This window comes from Westiellopsis prolifica IICB1 (assembly GCF_004323185.1).
Classification (GTDB): domain Bacteria; phylum Cyanobacteriota; class Cyanobacteriia; order Cyanobacteriales; family Nostocaceae; genus Pelatocladus; species Pelatocladus prolificus_A.
In genome coordinates, this window is sequence record NZ_NAPS01000001.1 from 137,313 (window position 1) to 152,196 (window position 14,884).

Sequence of the window (14,884 nt, forward strand, 5' to 3'; positions counted from 1 at the left end):
TAGATAGATGTTGGAAATATTGCTTCTCTCACTCTTCTAACAATTTCTGCATGAGTGTATAAATATCACCTTTATAACCCTCTTTTCGTAGTCCTACACCAACTACCAAAACCACTACTTTTTCAAATTCAACTTTATAAATGATTCTGTAACGTTGACCTACAGCCCTAACACTACGATATCCCTTTAGTTTATCAACTAAAGGTTTACCCTGTTTTTCTGGATCTGTTTTTAACTTATCTATGCGATCGCTTAAAGCTTGCTGTTGACGTTTATCTTTAACACCACCTAAGTAGGTGGGCGCTAAAAAACACAACCAGATTAAGAAATGTAAATCGCTTAAAAGCTTATATTCAAAGCGTTTCTGATGCTTTACATAAGTTTACATAGTTCGGTTTAATTGTGCCTACCTACTTAGCATCTATAAAGCTAGTGGTGTTAATTCAATAGCATACTCTGTGTTAGAACTTTGTGGAGTCTCAGAGTCCAAGCTTTGCTTTCGCTTCCTCCCAGCTGATAGTTTCTCCCTGTTCTGCTTGAGCGATACTTTCCTCTAAACGTTCAGCAAATTGTTGATCTGCAAAAATACACAATGTCTCTAGTATTGATTCATACTGTTCAAAACTAAGTGCAGCAATTACTGGTTTACCGTGTTTGGTGATGATTACTGGTTCATCTTCCAATTGATCTGGCAAATCTAATAAATTTTGCCTAGCTTCCGTAATTGTTAGATATTTTGTCATTATAGTCAATTAAATATACAGTAAAATGTACACTTTTATTCTACACATAATAAATTGTTCTGTTTTGCTCTTTCCTCTGTTGTCCTGTGCAGTTTAAATTCAAAATTAGCGATCGCTCTACCTGTTTGCGCTACATTGACAAATGCAAGCACACGGAGGAATAAGTCATGAAAGCAGTATTAATGACAGCACCCGGAAATCCTGAAGTTCTGCAACTACAAGACGTCACAAATCCTGGTGTTCCTGTTGGTGAAACTGAACTTTTGATACACTTAAGAGCAGCTGGTGTTAACCCCATTGATACCAAACTTCGCAAACGTGGCACTTTCTACCCCGATCAAATGCCTGCTATTTTAGGATGTGATGGTGCGGGTGTAGTTGAAGCAGTTGGTGCTGCTGTCAAGAATTTTAACGTTGGCGATGAAGTATATTTTTGCAATGGTGGGTTAGGCGCACACCAAGGTAATTATGCTGAATATACTACAATAGATGAGCGTTTTGCAGCCCACAAACCCAAATCTGTCTCGTTTGCAGTTGCCGCCGCCGCACCTTTAGTGTTAATTACTGCTTGGGAAGCTTTATATGAACGGGGAAGATTAGAACCAGGCGATCGCGTCTTAATTCATGCTGGTGCTGGTGGTGTTGGACATGTAGCTATTCAGCTAGCTAAACTCAAAGGCGCGGATGTCTGCACAACAGTAGGTTCTCAAGAAAAAGCCAATTTTGTCAAACAACTCGGTGCAGATTATCCTATTTTGTATAAACAAACAGATTTTGTCCAAGCAGCTTTAGATTGGACTGGTGGCGAAGGTGTAGACTTGGCTTTTGATACTGTAGGTGGAGAAACTTTTCACCAAACCTTCCCAGCAGTGCGGATGTATGGCGATATCGTGACGATTTTAGAACCAAATGCTAATACTGTTTGGAGAACTGCGAGAAACCGGAATCTCCGCATAGGTTTAGAATTAATGCTCATACCGATGGCCCAAGGGATGGTAGAAGCACAGCAGCACCAAGCAGAAATCTTAACAGAGTGTGCTAAATATATTGATGCCGGTAAGTTGAAGATTCATGTCAGTCACGAGTTACCGTTAGCAGAAGCAGTAAAAGCACACCAGTTAATTGAATCTGGTTCGACAACGGGTAAGATTGTTCTGGTGTTTTGAGCTTCGACGCCTAATACCATTTCACAAAAAATCTGATACAAATACAGACCCTGTACCAGACGCGATATATCGCGTCTCTACAAAAGATTGTGGGCATAACTCAATAATTAATCAAGGTGTACTATCTTGTTCGCGCTTGTCTTCATCTAGTGCCTTTTGGATGGCTTGACGGCAAAATTCACCTGGGTTATCTTTGCTTTTTACTTCTTGGTAGGTTGATTCAGATACCCTGATTGACAGTGTTTTGGTAAGTGGTTTTTCTCCAGCAGACTCAAAACCATGATTTTTGATGTTTGGATTACCGCCTTTTCTAGCCATTCAAAAATTAATACAAAATTGCTCTAATAATTCGTGTACTATTATATAAACGCAATTATGGTGGCTGTGCTTCCGGGAAGTTGCTGTAGCCACCATATCCAATTGACAACCAATGGACATTTATATGATGACACGAGAACAGCTGGAATCACTATCTTTAGAAGATTTGAAAGCGATCGCCAAGCATTATCGAATACAGCCACTTGGTAATCATGATAAAGCAGAAAGCTGGATGAATGTCCTGCTGAGATTTCCGTATCGGGCGATTGATCAAATGCGTGAAGGAGTGGGATTGCGATCGCCTGGTAATCATGCTGTACTTTATTTGGAGTACATGCTTAATCTCATTGGTGAACCAACAGACAGCCAGTTTGCTTTAATTCGGGCTACTCAAAATGATGAATGGCTACAAGATGAGGATTGGCAATTTTATCAGCAAAAGCTTTTTGAGATATATCGAGTTAAGTTACTGCTGAAGGAAGCATTGAAAATTCTGGTTGACTAATTAGCTTGATTTACTCTAAATCGTCAGATAATTTTGTCTGACGATGTTGTTATACCAAACATTTATTTAGAAGAGAATGAATTTCATTGCTATCCAAATTTCTACCAATGAAAACTAGCTGATTTTTTGGTGTAGTCAACCATTCATCACCATCTAATTCATAACGAGGGCCACTCAGTTGAAAGATATGGCGTAAATTACTATCACTAAACCACAGAATACCTTTTGCTCGAAAGACATATTGTGGCATTTCTTCATTTAAAAAATTCTCAAATTTATGAACATCAAAAGGTCTTTCACTTTGGAAAGAAACAGAAATAAATCCATCATTTTCTAAATGATGGGAGTGATGCTCATGATGATGATGTTCATGTTCATGGCTATGACTATGAACATGAACATCATCATCATGAGCATCCTCGGTAAAAGATGAATATTCATCTTTTGGAGTCAACTCCACACCTAAAATTAATGGTAACGGCACTTGCCCATATCTGGTGTGCAAAATTTTTGCACCTGCTTTCACTTCCCGAATATAATCTTCTAGTTTCTCCAGTTTTTCTTGTGTAACCAGATCAGTTTTATTTAAGAGAACAATATCTCCATAGATAATCTGTTTTAAAGCTGCTTCACTTTGAAAATGTTCATGATTAAATGCTTCCGAATCTACCAATGTGAGAATAGAATCTAAGTTAGTTAAATCTCTCAATTCTGTTCCCAAAAATGTCAAAATTATCGGCAAAGGGTCAGCAATACCTGTAGTTTCGATAACCAGATAATCAATGCGTTCCTCTCTTTCTAAAACTCGATAAACAGCATCAACTAAACCATCATTTATCGTACAACAAATACAGCCATTGCTCAGTTCTACCATATTTTCATCCATTGAAACCAGCAATTGGCTATCAATATTGATATCACCAAATTCATTAACTAGGACAGCGACTTTTAAATCTTGTTTATTTTTAAGAATCTGGTTGAGCAGAGTCGTTTTTCCACTACCTAAAAATCCTGTAATGATAGTAACAGGCATTCCCCGTTTGGGAATATCAGGAATTTGGTTGGAATTTGGTGCAGTGAAAGTAGTCATAGTTCATCCTATTTTTTAGTACTCTAAAAATCCAAAATCGTTTGACTCGGTTACATCAACATCAGTGCGACTTCCTTAGCAAAGTAAGTCAAAATCAAGTCAGCACCTGCTCGTTTCATGCTAGTCAATGTTTCTAAAATTACTCGCTTCTCATCTATCCAGCCATTTTGGGCAGCGGCTTTAATCATGGCATACTCACCACTGACGTTGTATGCAGCTACGGGTAAATGCGTATAATCTTTGACTTGGCGAATAATATCCAAATAAGCTAGTGCAGGTTTTACCATGACAATATCTGCACCTTCAGCAATATCCAGTGCCACTTCCTTAATCGCTTCTCTAGAATTTGCTGCATCCATTTGATAAGTCTGCTTATCCCCAAATTTTGGTGCAGAATCCAAAGCATCGCGAAATGGGCCATAGTATGCAGAGGCATATTTTGCAGAGTACGCCAAAATTCTTACATCTACGTATCCTCCTGCATCTAGAGCTTTACGAATTGCTCCCACTCTACCGTCCATCATGTCAGAAGGTGCAACCATATCTGCCCCAGCTGCGGCTTGTGTCACCGCCATTTTTACCAAAACTTCTACTGTTGGATCATTGAGAATCACACCTTTCTCATCAACAATACCGTCATGACCATGAGTAGTAAAAGGGTCAAGTGCAACATCGGTAATTACTAGTATTTCTGGCACAGCTTCTTTGATTGCTCTCACGGTTCGCTGTACCAATCCATCTGGATTGTAGCTTTCTGTAGCAGTATCGTCTTTCTTTGGTTCGGGAATCACTGGGAACAAAGCAATCGCACCAATCCCCAATTGATGCACTTGTGCTATTTCTTGGAGTAATAGATCTAAAGTATAGCGATGACACCCAGGCATGGAGGCAATTTCAACTTTTTGTTCTTCACCTTCCATCACAAACATTGGATAAATTAGGTCATCTACACTCAGGGTAGTTTCTCTCACCATACGTCGCAGGGTTGCAGTGCGACGCAGGCGACGGGGACGAATAATTGGATTTGTAGAAACCTGATTAGTGTTATTGGTAGTAAGATTTTCTGAGGTCATGATTTTTTTGGAGATGAAACTGTTTTCATTGGTTGAATTTGAAATCCTTTAGCCAAGCCATAACGGATTGTTTTAAATTCCACTTGATTGTGGCTGGGATTATATAAGGTATAAGTTGCTTCACCTGGTTTACGTCCGACATTACCAACACAAATCACTTGATGTGATGTGAGACTGACACTTTGTGAATCAGCTTGACTATCAAGAGTTGTGGTTTCTGTGGTGATAGAACCTGCACTCAATTGATATTGAAAAGCTAATCCCGAACGACCACAAAACAAATTATTGGCTTGCATCCGCATGAGTCTATCTAACATTTGAATAGGCGGGGTTTCTGGGGTGAGTTCCTCGTCAACAGATACTGTCGTACCGTGAATTAACAAACAATCCAGTTCAAAAAACCCAAAATCCAGGCTTCTTATCCATTGCACCGTCTGACGAGAAACCGAGTCCCACAACTGCTTTACTGTTTCTGCACCATATTTCGCCATTAACTCTTTCGGTTCGCCAATCGTCCCCAGTCCATGCAGAATCAAACACTGTTCTTCCCACCATCCTTTACAGACAAGGGGTTTTAACTCTCCGCGATGGGGTTGACGTACCCGTTCTACTAGCTGCTCGGATTCTTGGTGTGGACCTACTACATCACCAAGGATATACAAGGCCTCTATTGAAGCAGCTTGACGTTTAATATCTGCCATAACTGCTTCATAAGCTGCTAAATTACCTTCAATTCCACTTAAAATTGCCCATTTAGTCATTGGTTCGTTTTTTACGTTTGATGTGAATTGTTTGAGGTATCGACCACCGATAATTTTTTTGTTGTGTCATCTTGTACAAACATGAGTTGGGTCATCAGCTCGTTCTGCATATTCGAGTCCATGGGCCAAACGCCAAGCAAAAATTGCAGGTAAACCTTTTTCGATAATTGCTGCACAAGTTTTTTCAACTTCGTAGGCCACTTCTCTGAGTGTGACTTTTTGAATATTCGTGTCATAAATTACATATGTCGCATTTGGTCGCCCATGTCGGGGTTCGCCAACGGAACCGACATTCACAATTCGCTTGGCAAGGGTGTTAAAGTTGATTTGCTGTTGTTTTTGACTCTCACTTTTGACGCAAGCTTGCAAGCTAGCTGCATCTAAATTTCGTACGTAAGGTACATGAGTATGTCCGCAAAATAGCACGTCTGCTTGTGTGGAAAGTACTCGCTCTAGGGCGACAAAAGCATTGAGTTCTGGTAATAAGTACTCATGATTACTATGGGGGCTACCATGAACAAAAGCAAGATTTCCATAGCCTAAGCTGGGGGGTAATTGTGCTAGAAATTCACGGTTCTCTGGTTTGATTTCTTGATTTGTCCATTCGTGAGCTTGTTTGCCTCTTTTTTCTGCTAATAATGAAGGATAACTACACTCACAAGCATTTAATCCTTCGACAATATCTTCATCCCAACAACCAACACAGGTGGGAATATTTAAAGAGCGAATTCTTTCTACAACTTCATTTGGGTAAGGACCATAGCCAACTAAATCACCAACACAAAAGATTTTTTCGGCTTTTTGTGTATCGATATCTAGCAAAACAGCATCTAAGGCTGCTATATTGCCATGAATACAGGACATAACTGCTATTTTCACGCTTCTTGTATCTCCTGAAGTAGAGTTTCTTTTACTTGTTGTTGGTAATGCAAAATTGCGGCTTCAGATAAACAACAATCTTGCAAAGTTTCTTGTAAAGAAACCTCATCTAAGTTATTTCCCAGGATTTCTAAACCACTAAAACGCTGGGGTATACCATCTAGGTGACGATAAAATGGCGATAATTGTATTGTGAATTAGTAATCCTAAGCACTTTGAAGATGAGAAAGCGCCATACTTGGCTTGACAATTGCTGGAACAATCTTTTCACTTGCCATTCTTGCACCAGATAAATTCCGTGCTGTTGGGCCTACTTGTAAAGCTGCTAACCCACCCATGAGGAATAATTCACAACCAGGAACACGCAAATATTGATCCAAAACAGGTAAACCGTTAACTATTTTGATTGGGTACACTTTGAATACTTCTTGTAATAACGTCTCAGCTGTCGCATCAAATTTAGTACCAGTGGAAAGCCAAATCCGACTGTACTCATGTTGACTACCATCACTACATTGCACTTGCCAATTTTTACCCGTCCACTGGGCTAAAATCACTTGACAGTTTTCAGTCATCCTGAGATTACCCCTACGTACTTCTCGTCGCAGGTGCATTCCCATAGCTGGTGTTATGGAACCACCGTTACGGGCTTGTAAAATTGTCGCAAAGCGTTTTTGGTAATCTGGTTCTGCAAAAAATCCTTTCAAATACTTTGGTCCTAACCAACCGGGTTCAGCATCGAATAATTTTTCTTGCAGTTGTCGCCGTATCATCAAGTGGACTTTTACGCCACGAGAAATTGCACCCACCGCTAAATGTCCACTTGTTAAGCCGCCACCCACAAGCAATACTCTTTCATCTGTTAAATATAATTTACGTAAATCTACTGTTTGTGAGTGACAAAGCTTATCCTGGGGATACCCTGATTCTATCTGGTTTACCCAGTTTGGTAGTTGTATTTGACTACTACCTGTTGCCAATACTACCCGCCGCGCAATAATTGATTGTCCATCTTGCAACCATAGGCGCAGGCGAGAACGAAAAACATGAGGTAAAGGTTCAATACGTGTCACACCAAGAGGAATTACTTGCTGTTGTAACGAATAGCGGTGAATTACATGCTGACAAAAATCTTCAAATAGCTGAGTTCCTGGTAAATCGTAGGGAGTAAAAAATTCATGAGGACGAGATTCGGCAAATTTCCGTAAAGCAAAGGGATTAGGGTCGGGATGATGGACAGCAGGAGAGCGTAAATGCGGAATTTCCAAAGCAGCAAATTGGTTTTTCCAGCGACTCATCCACATACCACTAGGATCAAATACCAGAAATTTCCCCCACATAGTTTGCCGTTTTTGCAGCAAGTGAGTTACCAAAGTTAAAGCGTGGGGACCAGCACCGATAATTGCCAGGTCAGTTTTAGTGGGTAAGGATGGTGGAGTGGCTTCCATCTTTGTAAGGCATGAATATGATAATTATTATCATATTCATATTGAGGGTAAAATTGTAAAGTCAATTCGCTTAAACTTTCACGTGACTTAGCAGTTTTTATACAGATGAAACAGATGAAACAGAGGTTATGTTACGCTATGTGCATTTGAAGTGTAGAGGTATCTTCAAATGACAAAGTTACGGGTAGGGTTGCTCTTTGGTGGTTGTTCCGGAGAACATGAGGTGTCAATCAGTTCAGCACGAGCGATCGCCAAAGCTTTGAGTACAGGAGAAAATACTAATAAGTACGAAATCTTGCCTTTTTATATTCAAAAAGATGGACGTTGGTTAGCAGGAGATACACCGCAACAAGTTTTAGCATCAGCAAAGCCACTGTCATTACCAAACTCTGAAACTGATAATCAATTAGCTAGTGCTAGTTCCCAATCTCTGAGTCGTTGGCAATTTCACGAGCTTGTTGGGGAAGTAGATGTCTGGTTTCCCATTCTCCATGGTCCCAACGGCGAAGATGGTACAATACAAGGTCTGCTGACTTTGATGCAAGCGCCTTTTGTGGGTTCTGGGGTGTTAGGTTCAGCACTGGGAATGGATAAAATAGCCATGAAAATGGTTTTTGCCCAAGCTGGATTACCGCAAGTCAAATACAAAGCAGTCAACCGTTCTCAAATTTGGTCAAATCCTTGTGTTTTTCCCAAAATATGTGATGAAATCGAGTTGAGTTTGGGTTATCCCTGTTTTATTAAACCTGCGAATTTAGGTTCATCGGTGGGAATTGCCAAAGTGCGATCGCGTCAAGAATTAGAAGCAGCCTTGGATAATGCTGCTAGTTATGATCGTCGAATTATTGTAGAAGCAGGAGTCGTCGCCAGAGAATTAGAATGTGCTGTTTTAGGAAATGAGCAACCAAAAGCTTCAGTAGTGGGTGAAATTACTTATAACAGCGATTTTTATGACTATGAAACTAAATATACAGAAGGCAGAGCAGATCTGGTTATTCCCGCAGCAGTACCAAATGCTGTTACCCAGCAAATTCAGGAAATGGCTTTACAAGCTTTCGCTGCTGTTGATGCTGCGGGGTTGGCAAGAGTAGACTTTTTCTACGTGGAAGCAACAGGCGAAGTATTAATTAATGAAATTAATACCCTACCTGGCTTTACGGCTACAAGCATGTATCCTCTACTTTGGCAACACAGTGGTGTTTCTTTTCCTGAACTGGTTGATCAACTAATTCAATTAGCTGTTGAAAGATACTCTCCTGTAGAAGTAGCAGAATCTGAGTAGTGATTTTACTACTAGGGTAAACAGTAGCAAAAAATACTGACATCTTGTCACAAATTCGGTTTAAGTAGTCTTATTCTTTATAAAAAGGCTACTAAAATCCGAACTTTTGCCACGGATACGTAATGGCTGACTCCTCCAGTACAATTATTGACAAGAGGGGTACACATTTGAAAGTAGTCATGGAAAATACTCAAAATGTACAGCAGCCATTGGAGGCAAAAGCACCCACGAATGAAGCTGTAAAAACTAGATCTGAACTACAAACAAGCAAAAACTCTCTGATACATTTGTTAGTTCAACACCCTTGGTTAATAGTTGCAGGAGTGTTGCTATCTTTGATCAGTGCTGCTGCTGTAGCTGTGTATAGTCTAGGTTACGTGGGACGTGTAGAACGTGAAGAACCAGAATTTCTACAGTATGAAACAGAATTAGCCACAACTACAACCCCTCAAATCACAAAAGTATCCTATAGTCCTGTTTCTTTGCAGATGATAGCAGCGATCGCCATCAGTTGCGCTGGCGGATGCTTTATCGTTTTTCTTTTGCTTAACCGTCTGACACAGCAGAAACTTCCAGAAAATCCTCATAAGGTTCAACCACGGTTGAAACAACGTCGTCAAAAGCGGTTAGAACCATCCCCCAGTAATAATTTACCAATGTTTGTACCACCAGGAACCCAAGCTTCTCATACATCTTCAGAAGCAGCAAATGTTGTAGTTACTGTTTTACCACCAGAAGCAGATTTTAACGAAGATGGCAAAGACTCTTTAGCAAGCATGATGGATCTTCGTAAACAAACTTCTTTGTCTTCACTTCTGCGCGAGTGAAAAATTAACGTTGGTCACACAATTTTAGATTTTAGATTATCCTGCGCTTCGACACGTAGACGGACGAAGTCCAGCTTCTGGTGGAGTAGTGGCTTTTCACATCCCACCAAAGGTTCCCGTTCCCTCGCTGCGTTAGCTTCCCGCACTTTAGAGAGTTCCCGTCCCAATACGGTTCGCTTAAGAATTTTTCGTCATAATTTTGGGCATGTAGAGACGCGATATATCGCGTCTCTGGTGGATTGAAATTTAAGAAGGCAGAAGTACGAAGGCAGAGGGCAGAAGGAATCCCTATAAATAAATTTAAGGGATTTAGCAAGGACGTAGTATTTCTTGCGCTTTGCGTCTCGAAATACATATTTTCTTACTTTTCATAAATGAATTTAGGGGCTTGCATCCCTCATGGCAGAGGTTGTTTTCTTTTCCCTTCTGCCTCCTGCCCTCTGCCCTCTGCCTTTCTTCGGTCAATCGATTTGTCTAATCCGAACCGTATTGAAGCGGATCCCTATAGTTATATAAAAAATATAAATTATGATTTAAAGTTTAAATTTAAATCATAATTTATCTAGCAAAATACATGTCTTTGACACAAGATACTATCGAATTGAATTACATAATTGCCATTCTGCCAAAATACTATCTTGAGCAAAATCTGTTCGTAATTACATAATTTAAATACGAAAAAAACAGATGAGGGCTATAGGTCATGAAGGGTCATACCACTCACCCTAATATTAGCTAAAACTTTAAATAGTCAGATAATTATCTAAAAAATATAAAATTAATAAATATCTGTTGGAATCTTTTTATATATAAATATAAATAATGTTTGGCAGGCTACATATTTCTGGTTAAATTGGCAATTTACTGCTATGATTCAACGTTTTTTCAGATTTTTTATAAGGAGAAAAACTTGCCAATCTGGCAACCAAGCTCTGATTTATTCAGTTAAATTGAATTCAAGATAAACGACTTCAAGGGTGTTGTTATCAGGGTGTACCACAATAAAATATTTTTTATGTGGTATACCTCTACCGAATAAATTACAGGCAAAAATACGATATATTTACATATGATATATAAAATTATTGCCTGATAAAATTAAAATTAGTTAGTTATGTATAAAGGTGATGATAGAGTTGATTTTCTGGATTTATTAGTTGGTTAAAAATAAATTTTTCCTAACTAACAACTAAGAATATTCATCAGATTTGGCATTTACTGCACCAGGAAATTAAATATGTATTGGCGTTGTTGTTCCACACTTAGCCCCCTAAACAAATAACAACGCTGGTGCATATTCCTGTTCTCTTCAGTGGTAAATGTCTGGGTGGGAGTCAAAAGCGACTGGTATGCTGACTCCCACTCTTTTTTTATGGGTTTTATCTGTTCCCCGTTCTTTTATTTTTCCAAAGTCCAAAAATGCGTATCTTGCAAAAATTCTAGGATTGCTGCATTTAATACTTTGGAAGCACCTGTGGAAGCATCATGACAGCAGTTAGCCAGAATTTGTAACCTAGAATTAGGAAGGCGTTGATGCAATTTTTCTCCGTGAGTAGCGGGAAACCAACTGTCTTGTTCTCCCCACAAAACTAATGTCGGACAGTGGATATAACTAAGATGACTTTGCACTTTGCTCAACAAATTGGGTTTGTTTGCTTTCAGGTTCTCAATTTCCCTGATCGCTATCTTTACTTCTTCAGCTACTTTAGTGAGAGTACCCCTGAGTTCAGTGTATGGATAAGTTATCCAGTAAACATCTTCATCTGTTAAGATAGACGGATCAAACAGAACTCGACGCCGTTCTATGCCCATTACTTCTCTTACCAGGGGAGCTATAAAATTTGCCAAGCCTAATGTATCTATGGTTTGTATGACTTCTAATGGAGTTTGGGCGAGCAATGACATCCCCCAATGGGGAAGACTTTCGGCAAAAATTGGTACATTTACTACTACTAACCGTGCTACTAGCTGCGGATTTTCTTGAGCCAAAGCCAGAGCAACTAATCCACCTAAAGATTCTGCCACAATTGTCACAGGCTCATCACTTAGTGATTGGATTATTCGCTCTAATTCGATTACTTGATGACCACTGTGTTCTCTTCGCAGCAATGGTTTTTCGGAAAATCCATAGCCTTTAGCATCAAAACAAATTACCCGAAAGTATTTTGATAAAGGCTCTATACTGTGACGCCAATTATAACTCCAGCTACCCAGACCATGTAAAAAAACTATCGGTCTGCCAGTACCTATTTCTCCATAAGCAATTTGTACAGGGTAGCCATTAGCATCAGAAATTGTAATACTTTGCTGCCCTTTTGGAAAAGTAACTTGCCACCAATCTTTCATTCTTTTTGTGAAAACTCATTTAACTACCGGTTAAAGCTCCCCACAGCAGTCTCATTAGTATCACAGGCAAGGCTACTAATACAATGGCAACTAATAATAATCCAATCAAAACCGCGAATACAAACCACTTATCGGCGCTTTGGTTTTGACTAGGAAACCTTAAATGTTCTTCTAGAAGCTTGACATTATGCTCGTTTGCTGTCCAAGTAAAATCAAACAAATCTCCCAGTACCGGGACAGCACCGATCAAGCTATCAATAATGATATTAAACACCATTTTGCCTAAAGTCCTTGTTGGCACACCTAAGCGTGCTGATTCTAGGACAATGTAAGCAGAAAGCATGACACCCAAAAAATCACCACCAATGGGTATTAGTCCCAAAATCGGATCTAAACCAATACCAACACGTGTTCCGGGAATCACAATGGCTTTATCTAGCAAGCGACTAAGCTGACGTAGACGCTTGAGGGTAGGTGCTTTGGCTTCAGGTTCAATAGTAGAAAAACGACGACGAGGTGGCTGAGACATGGAAGCGATCGCGCCTGTTGTGATCAAATCTTCAATATTTTACTCTTATGCTGGGAATTTGCAAGATTTTTTTGATATTGGTGTCTAGATCACCACCTTATAAGCTCTATTGTGTCAGAGCATCAAGTTTAGGTATTGTGTACTGCTAATTCCTGCGATCGCCTGAAATTTATCGAACTCAAATACTTAACGAGGAAGAATATCATCTAAGCGAAGTTGAAGACGGGGTAAAAGCGGTGAGTTAATAAATTGATTTAATCGATATTGTTGTTGAGTATAAGTCTCTTCAACTAGTTGACAGACGGTGAAGGTCGGTTGTTTCGGTTTACCAATAAATGCGACTCCACCTAATCCTCGATAATCCACAATCCAATATTCAGGAATGCCTAAAAGTGCATACTCTTCAACTTTGCGAGCATAATCAGTTTCCCAGTTTGTACTAACAACTTCAACCACTAGTTTAATTGATCGTCCCAGTGTAATTACGGGTTCTCGCTCCCAAAGGGGTTCGCGAGCAAGAACGGTTTCATCAAGAACCACAACGTCAGGACGACGAACTGTAGCTGCATCCGCGAAGGGGTAAATTAAACAAGTGCGAGGAATAAACCAGGGGAGTTTTTCCGCAACAAGATGTATACCAATTTGGGTTGCAACTTTCCCACTCACGGTTTCGTGGGGGCCAGTGGGTTCCATGTCAATTAGTTCTCCGTCTGCTAATTCATAGTGGGGATTATCTCGGTATTGAGAGAGAAAATCTTCTTTGGTGAGGGTTTTTTGGGAGATATATGTCATTGAGCTAATCTCCTGAAGGTATTGTAGTTTTAATCTTAAAGTATCAACTAATGGAAGATCGCACTCTGAGCAACTGTGTCAAATAAGCGACAGCCTGAGAGAATTATGGCAAATCTATAATAACTTTTGCTATCAGCGATAGTTGTAATTACTAGACCTCTTGCAAAAATATTTTTACCCCACCCTAACCCTAAGCGTAAACGGGGAGGGAACTAAATTTTCCCCCTGTTTACGGGGAGATTGAGGGGGGTTAATTCGACTTTTGAAAGAGGTCTACTGAAATGAGAAAGCATTTAAGCTTTAGGAGAAAACAAACTGCGGTTTGCTTGAGGAAATCACCTTTAGGAGAAAGCAAACTGCGGTTTGCTTGCGGAAAACACTTTAGGAGAAAGCAAACTGCGGTTTGCTTGCGGAAAACACTTTAGGAGAAAGCATTTAAACCAAATGAGAAAACAAACTGTGGTTTGCTTACTCAATTTGCTGAAATGAGAAAGTAATTAGGCATTTTGAGAAAAATTCTTGATGGATGTAAATTACCCGAACGAGACGCTTCGCAGCCGCATTTATTAATAGCTTAAAATAGTGGACATTGCTGAGACATCTTGCTTATTTTTGCTTTGATTACAGCCTCAGCTTTTGTTGTATCTTTTTTAATCCATCGAACTCACATGAGTCAAGAATTAACACAGCAGTGGTTAACTGAAGTCCAAGCGCTGAAACAGCAGATAGCAAATTTGCAACAAGAACGGGATGCTGCTTGGGAAAGTTCTGAAAAATGGCGAAAACTCTATAACACTGAAGCAGAACAACGCCGTACAGATGCTCAACTCTCAAAACAGGCGATCGCATCATTGCAAGCACAAATTCAACGCTTACAAGGTATTGAAGCAGCACAACTCAATGATGGTGCAGCGATAGCAGCTATTCAGCAAGAAATAGCCCCTATTAAATCAATAGAGGAATTAAAAGCGAAATTAGTAGCTGCGATCAAAGAACGCGATCGCTTACAACAAGCGTTGAAAAATGAACAAGACGAACACGCCCAAACTCGTAAAAGCCTGACTACCGCTTTGGGTGATGCGATTGATAGCCTAACGCGTCAGCGTGCAGCAACAGGAGAATAAT

16 protein-coding genes are annotated in these 14,884 nt (G+C 39.8%); 5 read left to right on the forward strand and 11 right to left on the reverse strand.

What is annotated here, in order from left to right:
* Positions 1–28: 28 nt before the first annotated feature.
* The gene (locus tag B4U84_RS00555; protein WP_242677503.1) at positions 29–316 is read right to left on the reverse strand and encodes a type II toxin-antitoxin system RelE/ParE family toxin; all 288 of its coding nucleotides are present in this window, start codon (positions 314–316) and stop codon (positions 29–31) included.
* 163 nt (positions 317–479) lie between these two features.
* Entirely contained in the window at positions 480–743 is a 264-nt protein-coding gene (locus B4U84_RS00565) for a type II toxin-antitoxin system Phd/YefM family antitoxin (protein WP_131114955.1), read from the reverse strand.
* Between the two features lie 167 nt (positions 744–910).
* Between B4U84_RS00565 and B4U84_RS00570 the strand changes: the two genes are divergently transcribed.
* Entirely contained in the window at positions 911–1,909 is a 999-nt protein-coding gene (locus tag B4U84_RS00570; RefSeq protein WP_131114957.1) for a zinc-dependent alcohol dehydrogenase family protein, read from the forward strand.
* A gap of 111 nt (positions 1,910–2,020) precedes the next feature.
* Here the strand turns inward: B4U84_RS00570 and B4U84_RS00575 are convergent, their stop codons facing one another.
* On the reverse strand, positions 2,021–2,227 hold the full coding sequence (locus B4U84_RS00575; RefSeq protein WP_016860834.1) for a hypothetical protein: 207 nt from the start codon (positions 2,225–2,227) through the stop codon (positions 2,021–2,023).
* Between the two features lie 112 nt (positions 2,228–2,339).
* Between B4U84_RS00575 and B4U84_RS00580 the strand changes: the two genes are divergently transcribed.
* Positions 2,340–2,732: a hypothetical protein gene (locus tag B4U84_RS00580; protein ID WP_242677504.1), complete on the forward strand. Its 393-nt coding sequence runs from the start codon at positions 2,340–2,342 to the stop codon at positions 2,730–2,732.
* Positions 2,733–2,781: 49 nt separating this feature from the next.
* Here the strand turns inward: B4U84_RS00580 and B4U84_RS00585 are convergent, their stop codons facing one another.
* The 5 genes from B4U84_RS00585 to B4U84_RS00610 form a co-directional block, all read right to left on the reverse strand.
* Positions 2,782–3,822: a CobW family GTP-binding protein gene (locus B4U84_RS00585; protein ID WP_131114958.1), complete on the reverse strand. Its 1,041-nt coding sequence runs from the start codon at positions 3,820–3,822 to the stop codon at positions 2,782–2,784.
* Positions 3,823–3,872: 50 nt separating this feature from the next.
* A complete protein-coding gene (gene hemB, locus B4U84_RS00590) occupies positions 3,873–4,895 on the reverse strand; it encodes a porphobilinogen synthase (RefSeq protein WP_131114960.1) in 1,023 nt (340 codons plus the stop codon).
* Positions 4,892–5,656, reverse strand: coding sequence for a hypothetical protein (locus B4U84_RS00595; RefSeq protein WP_017312529.1), 765 nt, complete (start codon positions 5,654–5,656; stop codon positions 4,892–4,894). The genes hemB and B4U84_RS00595 overlap by 4 nt, the downstream gene beginning before the upstream one ends.
* Before the next feature lie 66 nt (positions 5,657–5,722).
* Positions 5,723–6,535: a metallophosphoesterase family protein gene (locus tag B4U84_RS00600; protein ID WP_131114963.1), complete on the reverse strand. Its 813-nt coding sequence runs from the start codon at positions 6,533–6,535 to the stop codon at positions 5,723–5,725.
* Positions 6,536–6,741: 206 nt separating this feature from the next.
* Entirely contained in the window at positions 6,742–7,983 is a 1,242-nt protein-coding gene (locus B4U84_RS00610) for an FAD/NAD(P)-binding protein (protein ID WP_131114965.1), read from the reverse strand.
* Positions 7,984–8,152: 169 nt separating this feature from the next.
* Between B4U84_RS00610 and B4U84_RS00615 the strand changes: the two genes are divergently transcribed.
* Together B4U84_RS00615 and B4U84_RS00620 are read left to right on the forward strand one after the other, a co-directional pair.
* Positions 8,153–9,265 carry a D-alanine--D-alanine ligase family protein gene (locus B4U84_RS00615; protein ID WP_131114967.1) on the forward strand — a complete coding sequence of 371 codons (1,113 nt, stop codon included), beginning with the start codon at positions 8,153–8,155 and terminating at the stop codon, positions 9,263–9,265.
* A gap of 122 nt (positions 9,266–9,387) precedes the next feature.
* Positions 9,388–10,092, forward strand: coding sequence for a hypothetical protein (locus tag B4U84_RS00620; RefSeq protein WP_242677505.1), 705 nt, complete (start codon positions 9,388–9,390; stop codon positions 10,090–10,092).
* 1,398 nt (positions 10,093–11,490) lie between these two features.
* Here B4U84_RS00620 and B4U84_RS00625 read toward each other — a convergent pair.
* The 3 genes from B4U84_RS00625 to B4U84_RS00635 all read right to left on the reverse strand — a co-directional run bounded on the left by B4U84_RS00625 (position 11,491) and on the right by B4U84_RS00635 (position 13,759).
* Complete coding sequence (locus tag B4U84_RS00625; protein WP_131114971.1) at positions 11,491–12,438, reverse strand: alpha/beta fold hydrolase; 948 nt, start codon at positions 12,436–12,438, stop codon at positions 11,491–11,493.
* 19 nt (positions 12,439–12,457) lie between these two features.
* Entirely contained in the window at positions 12,458–12,967 is a 510-nt protein-coding gene (locus tag B4U84_RS00630) for a DUF4112 domain-containing protein (RefSeq protein WP_131118631.1), read from the reverse strand.
* Between the two features lie 186 nt (positions 12,968–13,153).
* On the reverse strand, positions 13,154–13,759 hold the full coding sequence (locus B4U84_RS00635; protein ID WP_131114972.1) for a Uma2 family endonuclease: 606 nt from the start codon (positions 13,757–13,759) through the stop codon (positions 13,154–13,156).
* A 668-nt stretch (positions 13,760–14,427) separates the two neighbouring features.
* Between B4U84_RS00635 and B4U84_RS00640 the strand changes: the two genes are divergently transcribed.
* On the forward strand, positions 14,428–14,883 hold the full coding sequence (locus B4U84_RS00640; RefSeq protein ID WP_044452973.1) for a hypothetical protein: 456 nt from the start codon (positions 14,428–14,430) through the stop codon (positions 14,881–14,883).
* Position 14,884: the final 1 nt, after the last annotated feature.